Raw genomic sequence first — 26,081 nt, 5'->3', positions numbered from 1 at the left:
AGATTAAAGATTGTCCAGAACAGACTTCTTAAGGGTAAACAAAGTGGCCTAGTAACCTAAGAGTGGAAACCCTAACCTGGTTACTAGACCACATGGTATTACAACGTAATAAGTCGCTACTATTTATCTATTTTATCTAGTAGCTCTTTTGCTTGAAGACGAATATCCTCTTCGCCATACAACAATGCTTCCTCAAGTAATCGTGTTGCACCATCTGTATCATTCATTTCAATGTAAATTTTGGCTAAATCCAACTTGCCTGCTGCTTCAGCGTTTGAATCGACATCAAACTGATCTACATCACCAATAACATCGGGAAATTCATTTAAACCCACATCCAATTGCAGCTCTTCTTCATCAGGGTCTACTTCGCTCTCATCAACTATATCTGCCTGTGCCATCAACTCATCAACGCTCATAAATTGTTGTTTATCTTCTATGGGTTCATCAGCGATTTCAGATTGTTCACCCCAATCCTCTTCTTTAACAACAGGTTCATCTACCTGCGTTCCCCATATGTCTTTCTCATCTTCTGGCGCTTCTGTTGGTATGTCCGCTTGCTGCTCTTGCGAAAGCGTAAACCCATTCCAGTCTTCACCACCAACATCAAGCATGGTATCTATATCCATACCTGCGCTAGCAATTGTTTTTTCATCTAAAGGCACAGCCTGACTAAGAACAGGAGATTCATCACTACTTAACAACTCAGCTAAAGTCTCAGACTCATCATATTGTCCGATATTGTTGTCATCTTTGGCGGTACTAGCTCTTTCCTCTATATCTCCTGCAGACGATACCTGTGGGTCATCCATCTCGGCAAAAAACTCATCGAATTCGTCTAGTGAGTCCTCCTCTGATGATGCAAGATTAGCTTCATTAAATGCACTAGGTTGCGACGGTTCTTCTTCTAATGCGGTATTATCAATATCATTAAGTAGAGCATCGAGCTCTGGTAACCTTTCCGACGTCGCCTCTTGAGCCTCAGTACCAAAATTAAGCGTTTCTTTTAACTCTTTCTGGTTTTCAGCGTTTTTTTCTTCAGGAAGTTCCGAATCTGAAATGTCATTGAGAAGCTCACTTAAAGCGTTCTCTTGATCTAACCCTTCCAGTCGTTCACTATTGGCTTCCAGAGATATCATCGGCTCATTTAGCACATCGCCTAACGCGCTCGATTCGTCGTATTCGCCAAGAGCGTCATCATTGACTTCCAATGGCTCTATCGGTGCTTCAAGCCCTTCAGGCTCTATTTCTGGCAACGTTTCTAGATCGGGTTCTTCTAGCACATCGCTTAAGGCGCTCGATTCGTCGTATTCGCCAAGAGCGTCGTCACTGACTTCCAATGGCTCTATCGGTGCTTCAAGCCCTTCAGGCTCTATTTCTGGCAACGTTTCTAGATCGGGTTCTTCTAGCACATCGCTTAAGGCGCTCGATTCGTCGTATTCGCCAAGAGCGTCGTCACTGATTTCCAATGGCTCTATTGGTACTTCAAGCGCTTCAGGGTCTATTTCTGGTAACGTTTCTAGATCGGGTTCTTCTAGCACATCGCTTAAGGCGCTCGATTCGTCGTATTCGCCAAGAGCGTCGTCACTGATTTCCAATGGCTCTATTGGTGCTTCAAGCGCTTCAGGTTCTATTTCTGGTAACGTTTCTAGATCTGGTTCTTCTAGCACATCGCTTAAGGCGCTCGATTCGTCGTATTCGCCAAGAGCGTCGTCACTGATTTCCAATGGCTCTATTAGTGCTTCAAGCGCTTCAGGTTCTATTTCTGGTAACGTTTCTAGATCTGGTTCTTCTAGCACATCGCTTAAGGCGCTCGACTCGTCGTATTCACCAAGAGCGTCGTCACTGACTTCCAATGGCTCTATCGGTGCTTCAAGCCCTTCAGGCTCTATTTCTGGCAACGTTTCTAGATCGGGTTCTTCTAGCACATCGCTTAAGGCGCTCGATTCGTCGTATTCGCCAAGAGCGTCGTCACTGATTTCCAATGGCTCTATTGGTGCTTCAAGCGCTTCAGGTTCTATTTCTGGTAACGTTTCTAGATCCGGCTCTTCTAGCACATCGCTTAAGGCGCTCGATTCGTCGTATTCGCCAAGAGCGTCGTCACTGATTTCCAATGGCTCTATTGGTGCTTCAAGCGCTTCAGGTTCTATTTCTGGTAACGTTTCTAGATCCGGCTCTTCTAGCACATCGCTTAAGGCATTCGTTTCATCATATTCGCCAAGAGCGTCATCACTGACTTCCAATGGCTCTATCGGTACTTCAAGCGCTTCAGGGTCTATATCTGGCCTTGATTCTAGAGCGGATTCTTCAGGTAACTCACTTACCAGCTCTTCCTCGACACTTTCATCTTTATCAAGATTCCAGTCATCATCTTGAGGAATACCAAATTCATTGGCTAATTCTGCATTGTCTGCTTGTAGTCCACTGTCATTAATGACTTTATTTTCTTCAGGCGTTTGAGGCACAGACTCTATTTGCGGATCATTAGTGGTTTCTTGTTTTCCCTGTTCAGGTTCTTGTACCTCAAAGTCTTCAATCTCCGATATATAGCTATCGATATCATCCAACTCTTCAACTTTATCGGCATGCTCAGAACCATCAATATGTGGAGAAAAATCAAAATCCCCAACATCAGAATCACCCACCTCATTAGGTAAAGTTTCAGATAGGCTGCTTTCACGGTTTTCGTCAGCGAAGTTACTTTCTGAATCCGTTTTCGATGAAACATCTTCTGACAACAGTTCATCCATTAGGTCAGTGGTATCTGCATCTAACTCGTCGCTATCGTTATCCGCATCAAACTCACTCGCAAATACCTGATCATCCAGAATTTCATCTAATAAATCGGTGCTGTTCTCATCGAGTTCTGATAACTCATTATCAGATTGTGGTTCTATACCAAACTCAGCTAATAGATCATCTGGGTTTGTACCAAATTCATCAACCGTTTCTTTATCTGTATTTTCTAATAGTTCATCTAAAAGTGCAGTGCTGTTCTCATCAACTTCGATATCATCAGAGCCATCCTCATTAACCGGTACATCATCAATTTCTGAAATTAACTCATCTAACAAGGAGGTACTATTATCTAAATCTAGACCCGATTCGTCAGAGTCAACATCAAAAAGCTCATCCAATAGCTCTGTACTGTTTTCTGCTAGTTCAGGAGTGTCGTCATCAGGCAACGCGTCATCACTAAGGAAATCGTCCAATAATGCTGTACTATCTTCCGATATATCAACAGAATTCTCTTCATCTTCTTCGAGCAATTCATCTAAAAGATCCGTGCTATTTTCTGCTATCAAATCATCAATTGATTCTTCTTCAACCGATTTACTTTCAGGTTGATAATCAGCAAGTATATCGTCTATATCATCTGACTCTGCCGCAGGTTGATAATCGGCGAGTATATCGTCTATATCATCTGACTTTGCAGTAGGCTGATAGTCAGCAAGTATATCGTCTATATCATCTGACTCTTTTACCGGCTGATAATCTGCCAATAAACCATCTATATCATCTGAGGAACGCTCTTGTATTTCTACATCATCACCACTCGATAGATCGAAGTCATCATCAGTATCCAACGATAAATCGGCGTTAGATAGCCCAGACGCTCCATCACTATCTGCTTTAGCACTATTAAATAGGTCATCAAGTACCGACTGATCGATATTATCCCCGTCTAGAACCTCAGAATCATCGTCCCCAGCTAGCAGTTCATCGAGATCGTCTTGTGACATACCTGCATTTTCTTCTGACAAATCAAACTCACTATCGAATTCATTAGATCCATCAGCTGATTCGTCATCTAGCGCTCGCTCCATCTCTTCAAGACTGAGGGCTTTTTCATCTCCATCAACACTAATACCGTTCGCACTTTGTTCAATTTGCTCTAGCTCTGTTTCAAAATCACCATTATCTGCAATACTAGCGAACGGGTCGTCTTCTCCATCATCGAGATTAAAGTCCATATCACTATCATCGAGATTAGCAAAGACATCGTCTTCAAGTGATGCGTCACTTTCATCATCTATATCAAAAATATTGTCTTCTGAAAGTTCACCAAATAGGTCATCTTCAATACCTACATCTTCGTCAATATCTTCGTCTAAATTAATCTCTGGAACATCATCGTCGTCATCCATTAATGAAATGACTTCAGGTCCTTGCGGTGCTAACTGTTCTTCTTGCTGTTCTGAGCCACCTTTTCTAGTCAGGATGAGCACAATAATCAATACAAACAGCAAACCAGGAATCAATGCTAATAATACGACAAACCATGTATTCGCCAATAAAACATCCAGTTGGCTCGGTTCAATTTGAGCAGTTTCGAGCGCTCTCTTACGCTCTTCATCAAGCAGTTTTTCGACTTCATTTCGAATTCGGCTTTCATCGCCAAGCTCATCTTTTAAACTGCCCACTTCATTTTGGACATCAGTCAACAATAGGCGCAGCTTGTGATTTTTTTCCTCTAACGCAGCCAACTCACCCTCTGTAGATGTAAGTTCTTGCTTTAGTTTTGTAACTCCCTCAGTCTGCTGAGGTTCAGTCTCAATTTCTGTAGTAGCCGCTTCAGTTATTTCCATCGACTTTGGTTGTTTAACTGGTTGCGGTGGAGTCAGGTCAGCCTCAACGATCGGTTGTGGATTAGCGACAGGGGTGGAAACTACAGTCGTTTTATTTAGTGGCTTATTACTGTGCGCTTGCATAATCCGTACAGCTTCATCAGTATTTTCTGCCTGAACTTGGTCTAAAGAAGGAACTCTTAGTCTGCTTCCAGGTATCAACTCATGAATATTTTGCTGTTCAAACGCTTGAGGGTTCAGTTTATATATTGCGAGTAAAGTCTGTTGTACGGAATATCGTCGTGATGGTCGTAACTTAGTTGCAATTGACCATAGGGTTTCATTATTGGCCGTTGGTCCATAAAAACCAGAACTGTTTCCTGCTTGATTTGAAGCTGGGTTATTTGAAGCTTGAGTCGTCTGCGGTGAAGATTGTACTTCACCATTAGGCCCAATGAGGCGAATAGAATCAGCAACAGCAGAATTTACTGATACCGTTAAAAGTAACGCTAAAGGCGTAATAAGACGCTTTAGGATTGGATGCATATAAGGCTCGTCTTTGTGCGTTAAAACTTATTTAATTAATATAGAGCAAATACCCGCAAGTAAATGAACTTATATCTCTAAAAAGAGGATAGCTTCTAAATATATCGGATATCGAAAGGAAAACTATAGGCCTCAGCATAAAAAATGTGGGTAAATCATCAGAATATCTCATTTTATTGCTAAATAACGGAGCCATGTGCATTGATATCAAAACTTATTCGGCTTTATAACCCAAAAGAAAGCCCTAGCGATAACTAGGGCCTTCTTAACTATAAATCTAAATATCAGCGTTAAATTGAGGCTAAAAATAATCTCGGATCAATAGCTCCGCAATTTGTACCGCATTGGTGGCAGCACCTTTACGAACGTTATCTGCGACAACCCACATATTGATGCCACTGTGATGACTGATGTCATTTCTTACACGACCAACCATCACGTGATCTTTACCGCCAGCATCACGAACTTGAGTTGGGAAATCTTGTTCTTGAAAAACTTCGACGCCATCTGTATTTTCCAGAATTTGTACTACTTGCTCTGCATCAATAGGGGCACTCGTTTCAATATGTATCGATTCTGCATGTCCATAAAACACGGGTACACGAACACAAGTAGGGTTTACCAATATCGAAGGATCATTAAAGATTTTTTGGGTTTCCCAAACCATCTTCATCTCTTCTTTCGTATAACCATTTTCCATAAAGGCATCTATTTGAGGAATACAGTTAAATGCAATCTGTTGGCTGAATGCTTCCGGTTCCGCTGGTGTCCCATTCAATAGTTTGGCAGTTTGACCGGCTAGTTCATCTATACCCGATTTTCCAGCACCAGATACCGATTGGTAAGTAGATACATTGATTCGCTCTATACCCACTTCATCATAAATAGGTTTAAGTGCAACTAACATCTGAATAGTTGAACAGTTAGGATTGGCAATAATATTTCGATTCCTAAAATCTGCAATCGCCTCTGGATTAACTTCCGGAATAACCAGAGGAATATCATAGTCATACCTAAACTGAGATGTGTTATCGATAACTACTACACCTTCATCTGCCGCAATAGGCGCCCATTTTTCTGATAACTCTGCACCAGCAGAAAACAGAGCGATGTGCACCTGAGACCAATCAAAGTCTTGAACATTTTCTACCAAGATTGACTTACCATTAAAACGATAGCTTTTGCCTTCACTTCGTTCACTGGCCAATAGATGGATATTACCTATCGGAAAGTCTCGTTCTTTTAGAACCTCCAGTATGGTCTCACCGACGGCACCCGTCGCACCCAATACTGCTACGTTAAATTCTTGGCTCATTTCTCTACCTCTATTTGAAAACCTAATTTGCTTAGTGGTTCTAGCTGGCATGTTTTATCACCAACTAAGCGAATTGCACTATATTCTCTTCTATCCCAATAGTTTTTACGCATTGCGTCAAATGCGCCGTTTTTCTCAATTTCGCGACGAAATATAGCGTCGTCATATCGTACATCATAAATTAACTGAATAAGATTCTGTAGAACCGCTTCATCCCATGGTCTATCAAGCGTAACTTGAGGGATGGGGGCGATTGGAAGTAAATCTGAAGCATTCGCTCTGTCTTGTGTTTCTAGGAACTCACAATAAAAATTGTAGATCATCGTCGTACCGCGAGCTTTTCCTTCTAGGCCGTAACCCGCTATATGCGGCGTAGCAAAATCTAGATAGGGTAAAAGTTCAAGGTCTACAACAGGTTCTTGCTCAAACACATCTAAAGTTGCACTGAATCCGTCTTGCTGCATCAAACGTTGTTTAAGAGCCAAATTATCGACGACTGGACCTCTAGCCGCATTTATTAATATCTGATCAGCTCGCATACTTTGTAGCTTTTGTGCATCTATCAAATGATGAGTTGGGTAATCACCTGTTTTAGTAATTGGTGTATGCAATGTAATAACATCCGCTTCTTTAAGAAGATAATCCAAGTCTACGAACGTTCTCGTATCTCCTTCTGCTTGCTTTATTGGGTCATTAAGCAATACATTGATACCGATACCTTGCAACGCTTCAGACAAGTAACTACCAACTTGTCCTGCTCCGACAATTCCAACTGTCTTATCAAAAACAGAAAAGCCCTTCTGTTGAGCGAGAATCATTAAAACGCTAAACACGTATTCCGCAACACCAACTTTGTTACAACCCGGTGCAGCAGTAAAGAAGATACCTTTGTCTTTAAGTAATAGCTGGTCTACATGGTCCATGCCAGCGGTTGCTGTACCTACAAATTTCAAACGATTTGCATGAGTCAAAAGTTCAGAATTAACCTTGGTGACAGAACGAATCATTAATGCATCTACGTCTATTAAATCTTCCGCGTTAATGTCTCGACCAGATTTCATCATTACTTCACCAAGCTGACTAAATAGCGCTTCAGCATAAGGCATAGCTTCATCAATTAAGATTTTCATAGGTAAGGTGGTTTCTCGTTTCACTAAGGAGGGGATTGTGGCGTAATACGTCATCATTCGCCAGCAAATTTTTAACAGATGCTGCAGTAACAGCAATCACACTAACCTAACTATCCATAAGACATAGCTTTGGTATAACTGGATATAAAAATGCCCGATCACCTAAATTAATAGATAACCGGGCAAATTCCAGAACAAAAGGATCACGTTCCGCTCTCAAAGGAACATGTTTGCGTCTGTGTGATCAGGCAAGCTGATCGATTCTGGAAACCTTTTCCGTCTTCCGTTTCAGATTAGGTTCTGAAACGAATTACGCTTCGTATTTCTTAATAACTAAAGTCGCGTTTGTACCACCAAAGCCAAAGCTATTAGACATTACTGTAGTGATTTCTTGATCGCGTCTTTCCGTTACGATATCGAGACCTTCAGCAGCAGCATCCAATTCATCGATGTTAATACTTGGTGCAATAAAGCTGTTTTCTAACATTAATGTTGAATAGATAGCTTCATGCACACCTGCTGCACCAAGAGCATGACCCGTCATTGCTTTTGTCGCCGAAATAGCAGGACTGTTACCACCAAAGACTTCTTGAATAGCCTCTAGCTCTTTACCATCACCGATAGGTGTTGATGTGCCGTGGGTGTTTACATAGTCAACACTGTCGACGTTCTGCATCGCATCTCTCATACAACGAGCCGCACCTTCACCAGAAGGCGCCGTCATATCATAACCGTCTGAAGTGGCACCATAACCTACAATTTCACCGTAGATCTTCGCACCACGAGCAAGAGCATGTTCGAGTTCTTCAACAACGACGATACCGCCACCACCAGAAATTACAAAACCATCTCTGTTAGCGTCATAGGTGCGTGAAGACTTTTCGGGTGTATCATTATATTTAGTTGATAGCGCGCCCATGGCGTCAAACATCATAGTCTGACTCCAATCGAGCTCTTCGCCACCACCAGCAAAAATCACATCTTGTTTGCCAAGTTGAATTAACTCTACCGCATGGCCGATACAGTGTGCTGAAGTTGCACATGCTGAACTCATCGAGTAGTTAACACCAAGAATTTTAAATGGTGTTGCCAAACATGCAGATACCGTAGATGACATAGTACGAGTTACCATGTAAGGCCCAACTCGACGAACGCCTTTTTCACGCAGTGTATCCACAGCCAGCGTTTGGTTTAATGCTGAAGCACCACCAGAACCCACTACAATTCCTGTACGAATGTTAGATACCTGATCATCTTTTAGATCCGCATCTTCAATAGCTTGTTCCATAGAAAGGTAAGCGTAAGCGGCTGCATCTCCCATAAAACGCATTTTTTTGCGATCAATATGTTCTGCTGGTTTGATCTTAAGATCGCCCCACACTTGAGAACGTAGGCCCATCTCTTTGAACTGTTCAGATTCGTTGATACCTGATTTGCCTGCTTTAAGAGACTCTAGTACTTCTTCAACGTTATTACCGATACTAGACACAATACCCATACCAGTGATGACAGCGCGTTTCATTTTACATTCCTATAAATTATAAAATTTTTAAGTTAACCGTACGATAATACCCAAGTTAACCATCAAAAGTGGTCAGCTTTCCTATAAAGCCGTACAATTTAGTCTAACCTTCGACTAATAATAAGCCAAACAGTTCAAAAACCATGACTTCTATTACCAATGCGAACCTCGAATGGAATGAGGCGGGGACACCCGTTTCCGAAAAATTTGACGATGTATACTTCTCTAATGTAAACGGCTTAGAGGAATCTCGATATGTATTTCTTAAACAAAATAATCTACCCGATAGATGGCATTCATATGAGCACCGTCGTTTTGTGGTAGCGGAAACAGGTTTTGGTACAGGCTTAAACTTCCTAGCAGTATGGCAGTGGTTTGAAAAATATCGAGAACAATTTCCAAATGCACCACTAAAAGAACTACATTTCATCAGTTTTGAGAAGTTCCCCTTAAACATTGAAGATTTAAAGAAAGCTCATCAAGCGTGGCCTGAACTAGAGTCATACGCTAAGCAACTCCAAGACTCCTATCCGATATCGGTTCCTGAATGTCACCGTATTGTATTGGCAAACGGGGCCATAACGCTTGACCTATGGTTTGGTGACATCAAAGAATGTCTACCCGCGGTGCCAACCAACGAAGCCGGTATTGTTGATGCTTGGTTCTTAGATGGTTTCGCACCAAGTAAAAACCCAGAAATGTGGAACCAAGATCTTTTTGATGGCATGGCTAATCTAGCAAAGCAAGACTGCACGTGCGCGACATTCACCGCCGCAGGTTTTGTTCGTAGAGGACTGATCGATGCTGGTTTCTCGATGAAAAAAGTTAAGGGATTTGGCCCAAAACGGGAGATGATTGCCGGTTTAATGGAGCATAAAAAACCATTTTCCAATCTACAACCTTGGTTTGCCAGGCCTAGTCAACCTACGGTAAATGACGTGGCAATCATAGGTGGGGGTATCGCTAGCGCTGCATTAGCCGCAACCCTATGTCAACGTGGAATAAAAGTCACTTTGTATTGTAAAGATCCGCAACTGGCTCAGAATGCTTCTGGAAATAGACAAGGGGCAATCTACCCATTATTGAATAGTAACCATAGTGGCGCATCTAGGGTTTATGCTCCTGCCTTTTTATTCGCTCGACAGTTTTTTGACAACGCTTCTAAACGATTTGATTATGACCATGACTGGTGTGGTGTTACTCATTTAGCATGGAACGATAAAGCACGTGATAAACTCAACAATATATTACTCGGCAATCATTCTACCGAGCTCGTAAAATCGGTTTGCGTAGAAGATATGGATAAACTGGTCGGCCTACCTACAAGCATGGCAGGAATAACCTATCCTATGGGTGGGTGGTTGTCTCCTAGTGAGTTCACTAAGAAACTGATTCAAGAACAAATGGATAGTGGGCACTTAACACTTAGATGTAATACAAAAATTAATCGCCTAGAACAAAATGAAGATAATCATTGGGCCCTACACAGCGATAACTCATATTTTCAACACGAAGTCGTCGTCGTTGCAAACGGCCATGAAGCAACCCAATTTAATCAGACATCTTCAATACCCCAATCCGCCGTGAAAGGACAGGTTAGTCACATCCCGACTTCACCGGTATTAAAGAAACTAAAAACAGTGCTTTGTTACAACGGTTACATGACGCCTTACAATCCTAAAAATCAATATCATTGTATCGGAGCGAGTCACGACAGAACGAATATAAACCATGCCTACGATGAACATGCGCAGCAGGACAACGCTCATAAACTTGTTAGAACGCTACCAGATAAACCATGGGTGAATGAAGTAGATATTCGAGAAAGTCTCGCAAAACAAGGTATTCGTAGTACCAGTCGAGACCATTTGCCATTCGTTGGCAACGTATGCAACTTTGAATCAGTAAAAATAGAGTATGCCAACCTACTCAAAGATAAAGACGTTGACCCCGTATCGGACTATAAAAATCTTTACTGTTTTTTGGCGCTAGGAGGGCGTGGACTGTGCTCTGCCCCTTTAATGGCTGAGGTGTTAGCTTCTCAAATTTGTAATGACCCCATCCCTCTACCAGTAGATAGTTTGGAAGGCATTCACCCTGCAAAAATGTGGGTAAGGAAGCTATTAAAAGGAAGGCCTGCAAGCCAATAGCGCTGTGATATTCACCTAAGAAGAAAGCAATTCAATAAAAATGCCTCTTATTAAAGATAATGCCGATCAGTTGGTGCTAAATACTTCGTCATTCCCGTGAAAACGGGAATCTTGGCTGTACTAGATCCCCATTTTCATGGGGATGACGTCGGTTTTCGTCGGGATTACAGGTTTAAATGACCTTAACCGAACAGCATTATCTTATTAAAGAGGCATTTTTTATGCGTCAAAATACAGATCAATATCTTTTATTGGCATGGTCGTACAGCTCTTCATATTCCATAGCTGTTAGGTGCCAAGAAAAATCCGTCTTCATCCCGTTTACAATCATCTTCTCAAACGCGGGTTTATCATTACGATAGATAGAGGCAGCCCAACGCATAGTGTCCCTTAATGCAGCTGGATATAGGTCATAAAACTTAAATCCCGTTGCCTGTTCAAGGTTACTAGCAGAATAATTATGTACTGTATCTTCGAGACCACCTGTGGATCTTACAATCGGTACCGTTCCATACTTCATACTGTACATCTGATTAAGGCCACATGGCTCATATCGAGATGGCATAACAAAGAAATCAGATCCAGCTTCAACCAAATGGGCAAGCTTGTTGCTATAGCCAATATGGACACCACATTTACCGGGATACGTTCGAGCAAAATTGCCCAACGCTGACTCTTGCCAACTTTCACCAGAGCCGACAATAACAAATTGAACATCATCATTCTTCAACATTTCATCGATACACTCGATAAAAACATCAAGACCTTTCTGAGTCGCTAGGCGCGATACAACACCATATACAGGAACGTCAGGTCTCACTTCTAAACCAAATTCTTTTTGAAGCTCAGCCTTACATAAAACCTTTCCTGATAGATCATTGTGCGAGTAATTATGAGGCAGTAATGCGTCAGATTCAGGATTCCATTCATGGATATCAATTCCATTAATGATACCTCGAAGCTTTCCTTTCACCGCTTTGTGTTGAAGTGCATTCTCTAAACTAAATCCATATTCCGGTGTTAAAATTTCTTCCGCATAGGTTGGACTTACCGTCGTAACCATGTCAGCAGTTAATACACCTGCTTTTAGGAAATTTAGTTGATCAAAAAATTCCAAACACTGAAAATTAAAATAGTCCCAAGTGAGTCCGGTAAAAGAGAGGTTAGACTTATTGAATACACCTTGGTAACCAATATTGTGTATCGTCATAATAGACTTGGTTTCTGCGAAGTTGCTATACGAGCGATATAAATCGCTTTTAACGTAGACATTACACAAAGCGACATGCCAATCATTTGCATGCAACACATCCACTTTAATGTCTAACGCGAGAACCGCCTGCATAACAGCGCGAGAGAGAAAAATAAAGCGCTCTGCATTATCTGCATACTCACTTCCACCCCAATCATATAATTTAGGACGATCGTAAAATTTGTCGTACTCAATAAAATAGAAAGAGAGGTTATCATTTATTTTGTGTTGCCTAATCGAAGCCCACTCTTCGTTACCATCACCAAAAGGAACACCTAACAACTCATAAACGCATTCAGTTTGCTCACATAACTCTCCCATAACTTGCGGATAATAAGGCATGATAACTGACACATTGTGTCCATTTTCTGCCATTGCATAAGGAAGCGAATACGAAACATCAGCTAATCCACCTGTTTTCGCATACGGGGCAGCTTCACTTGTAGCCCAAACTATATTCATTATCTATTACCTCAAAGACTAAATTACACGTCGAGTAAAGTGGTTCAAGTAGAACAACAAAAAATTTTAAAACCCAAACGCATTGATACACTCACCAAATAGTTTCTTGTAACATAAAGCTTTTATCTACTCCACCGCCAGTCCGCCAAAATAGAAAAGAGTTATATTTACTTATGAAAACCTTGAATGTCGTTAGATTTTTTTGTCGACAATTATGAATTTTTAAGCTGGTTCCATAGGTCTGCCACGATGGTTCTATCTGCAGGTGCTAATTCTGAACGCGCCGCTTCTAAACTTTGTTCAACCTTATTTTTAAATAGGTTCAAATCATCGATACCTTCGGCTTCACAATCCGCAGCTGAAAGGGATATATGCCCCCTAAGATATCCACCTGCAAAAAGTTCGTCATCTGACGCGCTTTCGACGGATGTATCGATCATTTCTAACCATTTTTCTTCATATTCAACAATCATTGGAATTCTCTATTTCACTTCAAACTGATCCAGTTCTAATTCTGGCGTGTGATAAAAACTACGCAGTGTATCCGACAGCAGCCTTACGCGATACGGTACACCTTCACTTAAAATTGTTTGCACTTCTTTATAAACCTTATTCATAAATGCCAATCTATCCGGTTCAAAGTCACCTTGTAAATTGTCGCAACTTACATTAAATGGAAAACCAGCGCTGGCAGCTAAAATCCACTCGTAAGCTTGGGGTCTAACCTCGACTTTTTCGAACTCAGCCTGAACATGTGCTGTTCTTCCATCCGGTTGATACCAATAACCAAAGTCTTCTAGTAATCGACGCTCCGGACCGGCAACACACCAATGTGCGATTTCGTGTAAGGCAGAAGCATAAAACCCACGAGCGAAAACTATACGATGGTAAGAAACATTATCATCGGCTGGCAGATATATAGGCTCGTCCCCACCACGCTCAAGCTTAGTATTAAACTCTTGATAGAAGGTTTGGTTGAATAACGTAATTATGTCTTGATAGCTATGTGGCATGATATTGGCAAACTTGAATATAAGAAGAAGCCACCCATATGGGTGGCTAGTTAACCGTTAAATTTTTGGAGTCTCAGTCGTAACACCGAAATTTTGTCCGCGATGACGAAGTAGATGATCCATTAACACAATTGCAAGCATTGCTTCTGCGATTGGAACAGCGCGTATGCCAACACAAGGGTCATGGCGGCCTTTAGTGATAAGCTCTGTTTTCTCACCGGCTCTAGTAATTGTCTCACCAGGAATCGTAATACTTGATGTTGGCTTTAGTGCAATATTAGCAACGATATCTTGCCCTGTAGAAATACCACCCAAAATACCACCGGCATGATTAGACTTGAATCCGTCTGGTGTGAGTGGATCTCTATGCTCACTGCCTTTTTGACTGACAACGTCAAATCCATCACCTATTTCAACGCCCTTTACAGCATTGATACTCATTAAGCAGTGAGCAATATCCGCATCTAAGCGATCAAAGATAGGTTCACCTAAGCCAACAGGCACATTGGTAGCAACCACTTGAAGTTTTGCACCAATTGAATCGCCTTGTTTTTTAAGATCACGAATAAGTTGATCGAGGTCAGCAACTTTATCCACATCTGGGCAGAAAAAAGCATTATTTTCTATCTCGTCCCAATCAATTTTTCCAATTGACACATCGCCCATTTGAGATAAATAAGCGCGGACTTCAACACCAAATTCTTCTTTTAGGTACTTTTTCGCAATCGCGCCTGCAGCGACACGCATTGCAGTTTCTCGCGCAGATGAACGGCCACCACCACGATAATCACGAACACCATATTTTTGATGATACGTATAATCAGCATGTCCCGGACGAAACTTATCTTTTATTTCTGAGTAATCTTTCGAGCGCTGATCCGTATTCTCGATCATCAGTCCAATTGAAGTTCCAGTAGTTTGGCCTTCAAAGACACCAGAAAGAATCTTTACTTCATCTGGTTCACGGCGAGCGGTCGTGTATTTAGAGGTGCCCGGTCTACGGCGATCCAAATCCTTTTGCAAATCAGCTTCGGTTATCTCAAGCCCTGGAGGACAACCATCAACAATACAGCCAAGTGCTATACCGTGACTCTCTCCAAATGTGGTTACTCGAAAGTGCTGACCAATACTATTTCCTGCCATTACATCCTCAACATTTCTTAACTCTGGTGTTAAGAATTCATCTCAGTTCTTCATTCTTTCATGTTCGCTTGATACGCAATGGATGTAAACCCTTTAGATACAAAAAACGCCAGTATTCACTGGCGTTTTTTGTATCTAAAGGATGCTTTAATCTTTATACAACGAAAATTCGTCCGCGCAATCTATCAGTTGTTCTCGCGTTAACGTGAATACACCGTGCCCACCGTTAGCAAACTCGACCCATGTGAATGGAATATCAGGATACTGTTCCATCATATGAACCATTGAATTACCGACTTCACAAATTAGAACACCACCTTCATTTAAATAATCAGGCGCATTTGCCAAAATTCTACGAACTAACTTAAGGCCATCCGTACCCGCCGCTAGGCCTAGCTCTGGCTCATGTGTGAATTCATCCGGTAGGCTATTCATATCCTCTTCATCTACATAAGGCGGATTTGAAACAATAAGATCGTATTTATCTAGATTCGGCAGGTCTCTAAATAAGTCTGAACGAATAGGGAAAACTTGTTGTTCCAAACCGTGGTCTTGAACATTTTGTTCAGCTACCTCTAACGCCCCCGCAGAGATGTCAATTGCATCGACTTCTGCATCAGGAAAAGCATAAGCGCAAGCAATCGCAATACAGCCACTACCAGTACACAAATCCATGATTCGATGTGGCTGTTCTTTCAACCATGGTTGAAATTCTGTTTCAATGAGTTCAGCAATTGGAGATCGTGGAACGAGAACTCTTTCATCAACAAAAAATTCCAAACCACAAAAATAAGCTTTGTTCGTCAAATAGGCGATCGGCGTACGGTCGTTAATACGCTTAATTACCCGATTAACAATGCGACTGCGTTCTGTTGTGGTTAACCTCGAATTAAGAATATGTGGGGGCACATCAATAGGCAGATATAAAGTAGGTAAAACAAGTTGAATCGCTTCATCCCATGAATTATCTGTACCGTGACCATAAAAAAGTCCAGCCGCGTTGAATCGACTTACAGTCCAACGAAGCATGTCCTGAAGGGTATACAACTCTGATACCACTTCTTCCACAAAAATCTTATCCAAAATTACCTCCAAAAAGCGCTACAATACCGCTACGAACCATCAATCTAAATATTATGAGTAACAAAGACCAAAACATAGACGATGACTTTTCCCTATTCCAAGACGCGGTAAAGGGCATAAAAAAGTTGCGACAGGATACCATACTCCAGAAACCAAACAGAGAAACAAAGCAAAAAGAGTTCAAACGCTCTTTTCGTGATGCAAAAGATAACGAGTTTTTCTTTTCTGATGAGTTTGTTCCGCACCTAGAAGAGGAAGGCCCTACTCGCTACGCACGAAGTGATGTCTCTAAATATGAAGTGAAGCGCCTACGTCGAGGTGTTTATGTACCTGACGTTTATTTAGATATGCATGGAATGACGCAGCAAGAAGCCAAAGCAGAGCTCGGTTCAATGATAGCCTACTGCCTAAAAGAAAATATCCATTGTGCTTGCGTTATGCATGGCATAGGCAAACACATCCTAAAGCAAAAGGTGCCTATTTGGTTAGCACAGCATCCTGATGTGATGGCCTTTCACCAAGCCCCATTAGAGTTTGGTGGTGACGGAGCCTTGCTTATTCTTCTGAGTATTCCAGAAAAGTAAGCAGCATTATTTAAGGGTGAATATGCCAAAGCAGTTCACCTTTTTGACTGTCTGGATCAAATTCTACACAAGCTAGTCCAGATGTTGGAAACATAGGTGGGGTTAAGTTTGTAACAAACTCTGCGGTTAAATAACCGACTAGAGGGAGGTGCGAAACTAACAATACGGTATCTAGATGCTTAACCTGAGCGAGTGCAGAAACGTACGAAGATGCCTCTTCAGAATCACCATACGGTGTAATTTCATCATATGTTTGCAATTCTCTTGCACAAAACAGTTCGGATATAGTTTCCCAAGTTTGTTGTGCTCTGATATATGGGCTAACTAATACCAAATCGAAGTCTTTAAACCCTTGTTTTTCACATGCTCTAGCAACCGCCGTAGATTGAGATCGACCGTGTTGTGTGAGTTCTCTCTCTGCATCACTTGCAGCATAGTGTGCAGCTTCACCATGACGCATTATGAATACTTTCATTTTCATGTTCCTTTATTGAGATTTTGTTTGGGCTCAATACTGTAATTATTTATATGTAGTGCCACGTTGTCTTAGCAAGGACAGATAAAGCAAAACCAAATTAAGTCAGACCACAGCTCTACTATTTAGCAAAGCAAATTATTATAAATATATCAATTACCTTACGCAAAAAGTCTGGCATTATAGTTTAGGTAAATCAAAATAAAGTAAGAAGTGTGAAAAGCGACCATTTTTCACACTTCTTTCCCAGAATATCTTGTAATATTGCACAGAAATTAAAAATTGTAAGTACTGCATTTACACCTATTCATATCAACACCATACTTAACCTACACGCTCTACTTGGAGATAGCTTGTGCATTTAAGCCCAAATGACAGCAATAATTACCGCTATGTAACATTAGAGAATGGGTTACGCGCACTCCTTATTGAAGACCTCTCTGCAACAAAATCCGCAGCTGCGCTCGCTGTGAATGTGGGCCATTATGACGATCCTAATGAGCGTGAAGGCCTTGCTCATTACCTAGAACATATGCTGTTTCTCGGCACTGAACAGTTTCCAAAAGTTGGGGAGTTTCAAAGTTTTATTAGTCAGCATGGTGGCAGTAATAATGCTTGGACAGGTACAGAACACACCTGTTTTTTTCGATATCGCCCCAAAACTTATGGAAAAAGCGCTAAACCGCTTTAGCCAGTTTTTTGTCGCTCCCCTATTCAATCCCGAAGCGTTAGATAAAGAGCGCCACGCCGTTGATTCAGAATATCAAATGAAACTTAAAGACGATATGCGCCGTCTGTATCAAGTTCATAAAGAAGTGGTCAATCCGGAGCATCCATTTGCCAAGTTTTCTGTTGGTAATATTGAGACGCTAGGAGATAGAAACGGAAAGTCGATTCGAGATGAGATTATTGCGTTTTATGAGCACAATTATTCTGCTGACTTGATGACGTTGACGATAGTTGCCCCATCGAAACTTGATGTAATTGAAAATTGGGTAAAAGAAAAGTTTTCACCAATTAAGAACCAAAACTTAGCCTCCAAAGCTCTATCTCAAGAACTCATAAGAGAGCAAGATAAAGGCATTTTCGTCAAAGTTAAGCCGGTTAAAGATTCAAAAAGACTTATTTTGTCTTTCAATTTCCCAAGCATGTCGAAACACTACAGTACAAAGCCTCTTTCTTACTTTGCTCACCTTCTTGGCTTTGAGGGGGAAGGTAGTTTAATGCTATTTCTCAAACAGAAGAAATGGATAACGTCCTTAGCGGCTGGTGGTGGTGTCAGTGGCAGTAATTTTAGAGAATTTACCGTAAGCGCTAATCTGACAGATCAAGGGCTAAAGCACACCGATGAGATAATCCAGACTATATTTGAATTTATCGAACTGATAAAAAAAGAAGGCGTTGCACAATGGCGGTTTAATGAGAAACAAGCTGTTCTTGAATCTGCATTTCGGTACCAAGAAAAAACGCGCCCACTCGATATGGTGAGTCACCTAGTCATGAATCTTCAGCACTACCCCGCAGAAGATGTGATCTATGGTGACTACAAAATGTCACATTTTGACGAAGAGCTGCTAACGGCGCAGTTAGATTATCTGACGCCGAAAAATTCACGTATAACCCTAGTAGCAAAAGGCGATGATTTCGATCGAGAAGCTAAATGGTATTTCACACCATACTCAGTGACGGCGTTTTCACCGCAACAATTCGAGCGTTGGAATCAACCTGCCCTCAATACTGAATTGAGCTTGCCTGAACTTAACCCATTTATCTGCTATGACTTAGACCCACAAGAATTAGAAACCAGTGCGGAAAACCCCGTACTTATCGATACACAACCTGGATTTAGGTTATGGCATCTGCAAGAAACGGAGTTTCGAGTCCCTAAAGGTGTTATCTATATCGCCATAGACAGCCCACACGCAGTATCAACACCAAGAAAAATTGTTAAAATGCGTATGTGTGTAGAGATGTTCTTAGACTCACTGGCCAAACGCACCTACCCTGCAGAAATAGCAGGGATGGGCTATAATATCTATGCCCACCAAGGCGGCGTGACGCTTTCCATCTCCGGATTTAGTCAGAAACAACCAGAATTACTCAAGATGATTCTGAGCCAGTTTGCTAAACGCGATTTTAAATCAGATAGCTTTAATTTAATCAAAAAACAGATGCTGCGCAATTGGCGAAACGCTGCGAAAGATCGCCCTATTTCTCAACTTTTCAATGCCATGACCGGCATACTGCAACCCAACAATCCGCCCTATTTAGCTTTAATCGAGGCTTTAGAAAGTATCGAAGTGGATGAACTCTCTAACTTTGTTGATGCACTTCTAGCGGAGTTACATATAGAGATGTTTGTCTATGGAGACTGGCTAAAAGAACAAGCGTTTGCCGTTGCCGACACCGTAAAAAGTGCTTTACGCATGCAGAACCAACAATACGAAGAATCTCTCCGGCCACTTATTATGCTAGGAGAAAATTCAGGTACGTTCCATCGAAATGTCTCTTGTGATCAAGATGACTCAGCTATCGTTGTCTACTATCAATCGCAAGATGTTAGCCCAAAAAGTATTGCGTTATATACATTAGCAAATCACTTAATGTCCGCTGGATTTTTCAATGAGATTCGAACTAAACAACAGATGGGTTACATGGTTGGTACAGGTAATATGCCACTGAATCGACATCCGGGTTTGGTTCTTTACGTTCAATCACCAAAATTTGCGCCAAAGGAACTGCTTTCTGCCATAGATGATTTCTTAAACGCGTTTTATATGGTTCTTCTTGAGTTAAATGAGTATCAATGGCAAAGCAGTAAAAAGGGGCTCTGGAACCAAATTTCTGCCCCCGATAACAACCTTCGAAGTCGCGCACAACGCCTCTGGGTGGCTATTGGCAACAAAGACCTCGATTTTGATCAAAGGGATAGAGTTCTTGAGCAGCTTAAAACTCTGTCAAGAGTCGACATGATTCGATTCGTAGTGAACATTCTTAAGCCGAGAACATCAACACGTCTAATTTTGCACTCTAAAGGCAATAAACACTTGGATGCAAATTCACTGAGTGTCGGTCACGAAATTGACTGCATCGATGAATTTCAATTAAGAACAAAAGATATGGATCTAGGTTGATAGGTAGCTTCATTTACATCGGCTAAAAATTTGCGGTACTGGGTCTCGTATTCGAAATCCAGTACCGCGTTATCTTATTTGGCCTGTCCTTTGGATAAGAAAGTCAAATAACCTTAATAAAAGCTTTCGTCATTCCCTGCTCGGTTGACAAGCCCATCACATGGTGCAAATCGATCACCATATTTCAAAGCAAACTCATTCATTTTTTCAACCAGATTTTTGATTCCGAACTGATCCATATAGCGGAATGGACCACCTAAGAATGGAGAGAATCCGATACCGAAAATGGCGCCAATATCACCATCACGAGCGCTACGAATAATCCCTTCATCTAAGCAGCGAACCGCCTCATTTAACATCGGAAAAACACAACGAAGCGCAATGTCTTTTTCATCCATTTTAGCTTCAGGTGTCAATTTCAGTAGTTTGTATACCGACTTATCGACTTCTTTCTTTTTGCCTTTATAGGTATAAAAACCTTTTCCACTTTTACGACCTTTACGATTGTCATTTAAAAGCGTGTCAAATACGTCAGGGCCTTGGAAACGTTCACCTAATTCTCCAACGAGTATCGGCATAATTTTGGCACCGATATCCACGCCAACCTCATCAAGGAGGGTAATAGGTCCTACAGGGAAACCAAAATCAAGCAATGCATTATCTAAAGATTCAATTGGCTCACCACTCATCAACACATGCGCAGCTTCATTCATATACGGTGCTAAAATCCGATTAACGTAAAAACCAGCTCGGTCTTTAACAACAATCGGTGTCTTACCTTGTTTACGAGCGAAATCGACCACAGTAGCAATGGTTTCATCCGATGTTGTTTCGTGAGGGATAACCTCAACCAAAGGCATTTTCTCTGCCGGACTAAAGTAATGAAGGCCGACGACATTTTCCGGGCGCTTGGCTTTCTCTGCTATTTTATGGATAGGAAGTGACGATGTATTAGTGGCAAATATAGTATCAAGCTTTGCATTCTCTTCTATATCACTGACCATTTTCTGCTTTAAGTCCAGATCTTCAAACACAGCCTCTATTACAACATCGGCTTTATTAAAGGTTAAAAAATCAGTACCACCGGATAGCTGTAGCATTTTAGATTGAAGCTGTGCATTAGATAATATTCGGCGTTTACGCTGCTTAGAAAACAGCTTGAAATTATAATTTAGCGCGTTAAGCACACCATCATTAGACACATCTTTGATTCGAACAGGAACCTTGGCCTTCGCTACACTAACGTGGCTAATACCCGCCCCCATTAGCCCACCGCCTAATACCCCAACCTTCGCGACTTTACGAGGAGAAGCATCAGAACCGTTATCTTTTTTCATTTCTGTTGTTGCAAAAAATATTGAACGAAGGGCTTTTGATTCACTTGTCATTACAAGCTTACCAAATTCTTGAGCCTCGAAATCTAAGCCTTTTTTTAGCCCTTTTTCCAAACCGAATTTAATTACGTTCAAAATCGCATCAGCCGCGGGATAATTTCCTCGCGTTTTTTGTCTGGTTTTCTTATTTGCTTGATCAAAGATAACTTTTCTGCCTAATCCATTTCTAGACATCAGCTTCTCTTTGCCTGTTGTTTTAATTTTACGCTTATTTTTTTGGGCAAATGTCTTCGCAACATCTAATAAAATAGACTGAGGAACGCTAGCATCGACCATTCCTAACTTAAGCGCTTTTTTCGCCCTAATTTGTTTACCCGTTAAAATAATATCCAAAGATGGAAGCAAACCAATCAAACGAGGTAAACGTTGCGTACCACCGGAGCCCGGTAAAAGGCCTAATTGAACCTCCGGTAAGCCAAGACGAGTTTTACCGTCGTCAGAACAGACGCGATAATCACAAGCCAACGCAAGCTCAAATCCACCACCAAGACAGACACCATGAATAGCAGACACGACTGGAAATTTTAAGGCAGAAAGACGATTAAATACTTCCTGTCCTCTTTGAGCCAGTACTTGGGCTTCACTTTCTGATTGGCACGCATCTAACATTTTGACATCGGCACCAGCAATGAAACTGTCTGGCTTACCCGAATAGATAACAGCGCCTTTGATCCCTTCAACATTGGCTTCAAAATCAGTTAGCAGAAACTCGATATCTTCTATCAAATCTGCTTTTAGTACATTCATTGTTTCGTCGGCAACATCAATGGAAAGCCACGCGATTTTGTTATCATCGATCGTTAACTGAAATGATTTATTCTCGCTCATTATTCAACCTCCAAAATCATCGCCGCACCAAGACCACCAGCCGCACAAGCTGTGTTTAGGCCTAATCCACCGCCTCTTCGTTTCAATTCTCTCAGTGTTTGTACCATCATTCTTGCCCCAGTGGCCGCAAATGGATGCCCATAAGCAATAGAGCTGCCTAGTACATTAAACTTATCCATATCTATTTCACCAATCGCTTTTGAACGACCGAGTTGTTCTTGTGCAAATTTATCGCTGGCGAACATCTTAACGTTCGCAAGAGTTTGGGCTGCAAACGCTTCATGCATCTCTATTACGTCGATGTCTCCCAGCGTCAATCCGGCTCTATCTAATGCCATTGGAGTCGCATAAGAAGGCCCCATCAGCAAATCATACTCAACTTGAATCGCAGAAAATGCATACGACCGAATGTAGCCCATAATTTCAAGACCAAGCTCTTTTGCTCTGCCTTCTCGCATTAGCATAACGGCAGCGCCACCATCGGTTAGCGGTGTACTATTCGCCGCGGTAACAGTACCAAATTTACGATCAAATGCAGGGCGTAATTTTGCATAACCTTCTAACGTAGAGTCATGACGAATATTATTATCTTCATCAATCCATTTTTTATAAGGTTCAGGAAATGCCGTCATGACTTCGTCACGGATCTTACCGTCTTTCCATGCTTGGGATGCCAGTGAGTGCGAACGATGAGCCAATGCATCTTGATCGGTTCGAGATATTCCATAGGTTTTAGCCATTTGCTCAGCTGTTTGCCCCATAGATATACCAGTAGAATATTCCGCCACTGCAGGCGGAATCGGAGCCAAGTCTCGAAGAGAAAGCTGCCGTGCAATTTTTAGCTTTTGGCTTAGCGTTCTTGCTTTACTAAGCGCAAGTAGGCTAGCAGCCAGTTTCTTTGAAACCCCTATTGGCAACACTGACGAAGAGTCCGCACCACCAGCGATTCCGATATCAATGCTGCCCGCCATAATGCTTTCTGCTACGTTTACAGAAGCTTGGAAACTCGTAGCACAAGCTCTGGTTACACTGTATGCATCCGTAGATACATTCATCCCAGTACCTAAAACTATTTCTCGCGCAATGTTAGGTGCCGTCGGCATCTGTATCACTTGCCCATAAACAACTTGCTCAATCAATTTTGGGTCGATTTCTGTTCGTGCAAGCATTTCGCTAACAACCATCTTACCCAAATCGACCGCAGGCACTTTTCCTAGTTCAGTGCTTTGTCGAGCGAATGGGGTCCGAAGCCCCGCTACTATTGCGACTCTTTCTCCGGAACGCGTTGTGACATCTTGTCGGCTCATTTTTTCTCCTTCACCATAGAGGTCTGACCTGAAAGCATTGTAACGAAAATGTTAAAAGTTTCAAACGCATGTTTAAATAAACGTGAAGCGTATTAACAATTAGCAAAAAGAGACACAGGGAAGGCAGAGAGTTTATATAGAAGATACAACCAATCATTTGCTACTTCTAAAGCGTCTTAAAGGCAGATAGAATGATGAGTATAAGAAGAGACAGTGTTAATTGAAAATGAAGTTAAAAACTTGCTTAAACTGATTTAAATTAGAAAATAGGCAAAAAAAACCACACTATATGGTGTGGTTGGAATGTTCATATAAAAACAATTAACTTACGCCAATTGAAAATAATCAGTTTCCTGATTAGGAGAAAGTAAAGTCAGCCTTCAAAAGGAAGTGTCACCTTGCTCAACACACTAGCCACAAGGGCTAGCTAGATGACAGACATTACTATAACTTGTTATGAAGGTAAGATTTTGAAGTAGATCAATTTATTGTTAATTAGGTCTACAGCCAATTACTGGCAAATAAACAAACAAAGAAGTTCGCTAAAAGACTCATATATAAACCCGTTTATATCTCATTTTATGTCTAGCATGACATATGGAAATTTACGAACGACAAAGAGCAAACGGAGGCTCGCATGTCGATAGTTAATCTTTTTGGAAAGAAAAAGTCCACTTCCACGGTCAACTTGGATATGGACAAAAATAGAAAATACGAAGCACTTGTGCGCGCTTACCATAAAGACCTATTTCGCTATGCTTATTGGCTATGCAAAGATAGGACGATAGCAGAAGATCTAGTACAAGAAACATGCCTTCGTGCATGGAAATCTTTAGATAGCCTGTTAGATGAAAAAGCAGCGAAATCTTGGTTGATCACCATTCTTCGACGAGAGAATGCAAGACGTTTCGAACGCAAACAACTAGAGCTCGTTGATATCGATGATTACGGCCACGAAGCAAAGGCCAGTGATGATCCACATCATCAGCAAGAATGGATTCAAGCGCAAATAATGAAGCTAGATACTGAGTATCGTGAGCCTCTGTTTTTGCAGGTTGTCGGTGGATTCAGTGGTGAGGAGATCGGAAATATTCTCGAACTTAATAAGAACACCGTTATGACTCGGCTCTTTAGAGCAAGAAACCAACTTAAAGACATGCTCGATGAATCAGACAATAAAATCACAAAGATAAGGGGGCTGAATAATGGATGATTTAGAATTTCGTCGAATGATACTTTCAGAGCCCAAGCTCCGTAATAAAGATATTAATGATGCAATCCAACACTCTGAGGCTAATCAAGTTTTTGCTGACGATATATTAAATTTAGACGCCAAGATAGAACAAGCGATGAAAGTCGATGTACCAGACGACTTAGCCGACCGTATTTTATTTAACCATAGTGCGCAACCGGAAAAAAAGAGCTTCACTAAACAAATGCTCGCCATGGCAGCTTCAGCCGCTTTCGCTGCTGGGTTAATTATTGGGCAAGTTAACTGGACTCCTTTGCTTATTGGCTCTGCAAATGCCAGTTTGGCAGACACAGCTGTAGAACATGTGATTCATGAGTCACCTTTCGTGAATAACCTAGACGAAAGTGTAAGTTCGACGCAAATCAACGCAAAGTTGCGACCATTTGCCTATCAATTTACAGAAACGTTCCCGTACCATGTTTATTACTTAAATCATTGTGGTTTTGGTAGTTCAAATGCTTTACATATGGTTTTTAAAGGTGAACAAGGTCGAATTACGCTTTTTGTTACCAACATAGGAACAGAGCAAGCTATTGATTTTAATAAAGATGGAATGTCAGGTGTCGTTGTTCCGATTGAAGGTTCTAGTGTTATTCTTGTCGGTGAAGAGGGTGAAAACATCCAAAAAATTGCCGCGAATTTGACATCAATAATCAAACCTACTCTGTAGTTCAATCAAAGCTCCCAGCCTTGGGAGCTTTTAAAAACCCATAATTTAACACGCCATTAACATATTATTAACTTTCAAACAAGCGTTTAGAGTGCATACTCTAAAAGAGCCCACTTTACGACAATTTCACGCCCGTTACCTACCATTTTTAGTATTTTCCTATCAAATTAGCCAATGGTCGGATTTCTAGTCTATATAATTGTGACTATCATCAGCCAACAAACTGAGCATTTGCTCTCATTAACAACCAAAC

16 protein-coding genes and 1 pseudogene are annotated in these 26,081 nt (G+C 41.4%); 5 read left to right on the top strand and 12 right to left on the bottom strand.

The features are described from left to right. Positions 1-119: 119 nt before the first annotated feature. The 4 genes from PGX00_RS06615 to fabB form a co-directional block, all read right to left on the bottom strand. Positions 120-5,114: a FimV/HubP family polar landmark protein gene (locus PGX00_RS06615; RefSeq protein WP_272133845.1), complete on the bottom strand. Its 4,995-nt coding sequence runs from the start codon at positions 5,112-5,114 to the stop codon at positions 120-122. A 301-nt stretch (positions 5,115-5,415) separates the two neighbouring features. After that, positions 5,416-6,429 (bottom strand): aspartate-semialdehyde dehydrogenase, encoded by a 1,014-nt coding sequence (locus PGX00_RS06610; RefSeq protein ID WP_272133843.1) that lies wholly within the window; start codon positions 6,427-6,429, stop codon positions 5,416-5,418. Next, positions 6,426-7,559 (bottom strand): 4-phosphoerythronate dehydrogenase, encoded by a 1,134-nt coding sequence (locus PGX00_RS06605; RefSeq protein ID WP_272133842.1) that lies wholly within the window; start codon positions 7,557-7,559, stop codon positions 6,426-6,428. The genes PGX00_RS06610 and PGX00_RS06605 overlap by 4 nt, the downstream gene beginning before the upstream one ends. A 310-nt stretch (positions 7,560-7,869) precedes the next feature. Further along, a complete protein-coding gene (gene fabB, locus PGX00_RS06600; RefSeq protein WP_272133840.1) occupies positions 7,870-9,081 on the bottom strand; it encodes a beta-ketoacyl-ACP synthase I in 1,212 nt (403 codons plus the stop codon). A 143-nt stretch (positions 9,082-9,224) separates the two neighbouring features. On the opposite strand from fabB, the gene mnmC reads away from it, so the two are divergent. Next, the gene (gene mnmC, locus PGX00_RS06595; protein ID WP_272133839.1) at positions 9,225-11,231 is read left to right on the top strand and encodes a bifunctional tRNA (5-methylaminomethyl-2-thiouridine)(34)-methyltransferase MnmD/FAD-dependent 5-carboxymethylaminomethyl-2-thiouridine(34) oxidoreductase MnmC; all 2,007 of its coding nucleotides are present in this window, start codon (positions 9,225-9,227) and stop codon (positions 11,229-11,231) included. 238 nt (positions 11,232-11,469) lie between these two features. Here mnmC and glgA read toward each other — a convergent pair whose 3' ends face one another. From glgA to prmB, 5 genes are all read right to left on the bottom strand, one after another. Continuing rightward, the gene (gene glgA, locus PGX00_RS06590; protein ID WP_272133837.1) at positions 11,470-12,945 is read right to left on the bottom strand and encodes a glycogen synthase GlgA; all 1,476 of its coding nucleotides are present in this window, start codon (positions 12,943-12,945) and stop codon (positions 11,470-11,472) included. 212 nt (positions 12,946-13,157) lie between these two features. Further along, positions 13,158-13,418, bottom strand: coding sequence for a YfcL family protein (locus tag PGX00_RS06585; protein ID WP_272133834.1), 261 nt, complete (start codon positions 13,416-13,418; stop codon positions 13,158-13,160). A gap of 9 nt (positions 13,419-13,427) precedes the next feature. After that, positions 13,428-13,958 carry an elongation factor P hydroxylase gene (locus tag PGX00_RS06580; protein WP_272133832.1) on the bottom strand — a complete coding sequence of 177 codons (531 nt, stop codon included), beginning with the start codon at positions 13,956-13,958 and terminating at the stop codon, positions 13,428-13,430. Between the two features lie 57 nt (positions 13,959-14,015). Continuing rightward, positions 14,016-15,101 carry a chorismate synthase gene (gene aroC, locus PGX00_RS06575; protein ID WP_272133830.1) on the bottom strand — a complete coding sequence of 362 codons (1,086 nt, stop codon included), beginning with the start codon at positions 15,099-15,101 and terminating at the stop codon, positions 14,016-14,018. A gap of 147 nt (positions 15,102-15,248) precedes the next feature. Next, positions 15,249-16,184, bottom strand: a complete 936-nt coding sequence (gene prmB / locus PGX00_RS06570; RefSeq protein WP_272133828.1) for a 50S ribosomal protein L3 N(5)-glutamine methyltransferase — start codon at positions 16,182-16,184, stop codon at positions 15,249-15,251. A gap of 53 nt (positions 16,185-16,237) precedes the next feature. Here prmB and smrB point away from each other — a divergent pair, with 53 nt between their 5' ends. After that, the gene (gene smrB, locus PGX00_RS06565) at positions 16,238-16,768 is read left to right on the top strand and encodes an endonuclease SmrB (protein ID WP_272133827.1); all 531 of its coding nucleotides are present in this window, start codon (positions 16,238-16,240) and stop codon (positions 16,766-16,768) included. Positions 16,769-16,778: 10 nt separating this feature from the next. Here the strand turns inward: smrB and sixA are convergent, their stop codons facing one another. Next, positions 16,779-17,243 (bottom strand): phosphohistidine phosphatase SixA, encoded by a 465-nt coding sequence (gene sixA / locus PGX00_RS06560; RefSeq protein WP_272133826.1) that lies wholly within the window; start codon positions 17,241-17,243, stop codon positions 16,779-16,781. Between the two features lie 355 nt (positions 17,244-17,598). On the opposite strand from sixA, the pseudogene PGX00_RS06555 reads away from it, so the two are divergent. Next, positions 17,599-20,377 (top strand): annotated as a pseudogene (locus PGX00_RS06555) (insulinase family protein). Between the two features lie 113 nt (positions 20,378-20,490). On the opposite strand, the gene fadJ reads toward PGX00_RS06555, so the two are convergent. Both fadJ and fadI read right to left on the bottom strand, forming a co-directional pair. Next, positions 20,491-22,599, bottom strand: coding sequence for a fatty acid oxidation complex subunit alpha FadJ (fadJ, locus tag PGX00_RS06550; protein WP_272133824.1), 2,109 nt, complete (start codon positions 22,597-22,599; stop codon positions 20,491-20,493). Next, positions 22,599-23,906 carry an acetyl-CoA C-acyltransferase FadI gene (gene fadI, locus PGX00_RS06545; RefSeq protein WP_272133822.1) on the bottom strand — a complete coding sequence of 436 codons (1,308 nt, stop codon included), beginning with the start codon at positions 23,904-23,906 and terminating at the stop codon, positions 22,599-22,601. Before fadI ends, fadJ begins: the two co-directional genes overlap by 1 nt. 637 nt (positions 23,907-24,543) lie before the next feature. Here fadI and PGX00_RS06540 point away from each other — a divergent pair. Both PGX00_RS06540 and PGX00_RS06535 read left to right on the top strand, forming a co-directional pair. Continuing rightward, positions 24,544-25,119 (top strand): sigma-70 family RNA polymerase sigma factor, encoded by a 576-nt coding sequence (locus tag PGX00_RS06540; protein WP_272133821.1) that lies wholly within the window; start codon positions 24,544-24,546, stop codon positions 25,117-25,119. Then, positions 25,112-25,828, top strand: coding sequence for a DUF3379 family protein (locus tag PGX00_RS06535; RefSeq protein WP_272133820.1), 717 nt, complete (start codon positions 25,112-25,114; stop codon positions 25,826-25,828). Before PGX00_RS06540 ends, PGX00_RS06535 begins: the two co-directional genes overlap by 8 nt. Positions 25,829-26,081: the final 253 nt, after the last annotated feature.

It is taken from the genome of Vibrio algarum (assembly GCF_028204155.1).
GTDB lineage: Bacteria > Pseudomonadota > Gammaproteobacteria > Enterobacterales > Vibrionaceae > Vibrio > Vibrio algarum.
Note: the sequence above shows the minus strand (reverse complement) of the source record. Positions and strands in the feature narration are given on the sequence as shown.